2 protein-coding genes are annotated in these 1159 nt (G+C 65.3%); both read right to left on the bottom strand.

Annotation, left to right across the window (positions count from 1 at the left end):
• The coding region (locus ENZ74_RS32440) for a DUF4175 family protein (RefSeq protein WP_127313317.1) at nt 1-383 on the bottom strand (383 nt) is incomplete at its 3' end.
• Between the two features lie 238 nt (nt 384-621).
• The coding region (locus ENZ74_RS32435) for a pyridoxal-phosphate dependent enzyme (protein WP_127313316.1) at nt 622-1159 on the bottom strand (538 nt) is incomplete at its 5' end.

The raw sequence follows: 1159 nt of genomic DNA, 5'->3' as shown, positions 1-1159 counted from the left end.
CGCCATAGCGCCTGCGAGAAGCTGCTTTCCCGGCCGCTTGGCCGGTCGGTCTGCACCAGCACCGGGCTGTGCAACAGTTGATTGGCTGCCTCGATGCGGCGGTCGATTTCGCCGGCGCCCGGCAGGCGGAAGAAACGCAGGGGATAAAGCGCGGCCAGTGCTGCTATGGCAAAGGCAGCGACCAGGCCGATGCGCGCCATATCCGGCAGCCGGGAGAATAGCCCGAGCCAGGAGATGCTGAGGAACAGGCTGGCAACGATGACGAGGGGAAGCAGCAACGGCCAGCCGCGCTCGACCACCATCGAGACCCGCGTGGCCAGCCTGCTCAAAGCCAGCCGCCCGGCGAGGCCGCGATCGCTGCTGAAGGTGGGTCGTTGCGTCATCGGCCCTTCCTTGAGCCTATGGCATCCCGAAACCGGGATGCGGCCCTATCCCTTTGAGCATGATCTGTTCCGAAAGGGATTCCATGTTTCGGGATCATGCTGTGGAGCGGGCAGATAGCCCGACGCCTCACGACTCAAAGAATACCAGCAAACACGGCAAAGGCGAGGCGGTTCGAAAAAACGTGAAGTGGACCGTTATAGTTCCATCCTGCATACCCTTTAGAAGGCAGCAGGCCCTTTAGAAGGTAGCGGGGTCCGCATTCGCCCCGCAGACCAGCACGGCGAGCCGTTCGCCCTGCGCCGGCGCATAGCGGCCCGACAGGATTGCGGCAAAGGCGGCCGCACCTCCCGGCTCGGAGATGATGCGGGTTCGGTTCCACAGCGCCTTCTGCGCGGCGACGATGTCGTCGTCGCCGACCAGGATCGAGCGTTCGACATAGGCCTCGGCGATCGGGAACATCATTTCGCCGACGCGCTTTGGCGCCAGCGAATCGGCGGCGATGCCCTCGGCCGGCGCATCGACGGGGTGTCCGGCCTCGAAGGCGCGATGCAGCGTCGGCGCTCCTTCCGGCTCGACGGCGATGATACGGCTGCGGCCGGCGAACCAGGCAGCGATGCCGCCGATCAGACCGCCGCCGCCGACAGCGACCAGCAGCGTGTCGATCCGAGGCAAATCGGCCTCGATTTCGAGCCCAAGCGTGCCCTGGCCGACGAGCGTTTCCTCCTGGTTGAAGGCATGAATCTGCAAAGCGCCGGGCTCCTCGGCGAACCGTTCG

The organism is Mesorhizobium sp. M7A.F.Ca.CA.002.15.2.1 (genome assembly GCF_003998715.1).
GTDB lineage: Bacteria > Pseudomonadota > Alphaproteobacteria > Rhizobiales > Rhizobiaceae > Mesorhizobium > Mesorhizobium ciceri.
Note: the sequence above shows the minus strand (reverse complement) of the source record. Positions and strands in the feature narration are given on the sequence as shown.